This is a genomic window from Streptomyces sp. URMC 124, from assembly GCF_051386455.1.
GTDB lineage: Bacteria > Actinomycetota > Actinomycetes > Streptomycetales > Streptomycetaceae > Streptomyces.
The window spans coordinates 1-232 of the sequence record NZ_JBPQTS010000666.1 but is presented as its reverse complement, the minus strand read 5'-3'; the positions used below and the strand labels follow the sequence as shown (position 1 = coordinate 232).

The following is a 232-nucleotide window of genomic DNA, read 5'->3' as shown; positions in this document are numbered from 1 at the left end:
ACGTAATGTTACTCCTAAGGTGTTGATGCTGGATATTGGCGGTATTACAACTGAGCTGCCGGTTCAGGAATATGGTTATGGATGGGTAGATGATCTTCGCGTAGAAGTTAGTGCCGGGGATCACCTCAAAGTAAAGGTCGTAGAATTGGATAAAGAAAATAAAATCGTGAAGGTTAGCAAGAAGGCAACAGAGAAAAGCCCATGGCCGGATTGCGCAAAACGATATGTATCC

At 44.0% G+C, this 232-nt stretch carries 1 protein-coding gene; it reads left to right on the top strand.

Annotation, left to right across the window (positions count from 1 at the left end):
• Positions 1-19: 19 nt before the first annotated feature.
• Positions 20-232 (top strand): hypothetical protein (locus ACSNOG_RS34095; RefSeq protein WP_436756535.1); only part of this gene is annotated, 213 nt, incomplete at its 3' end.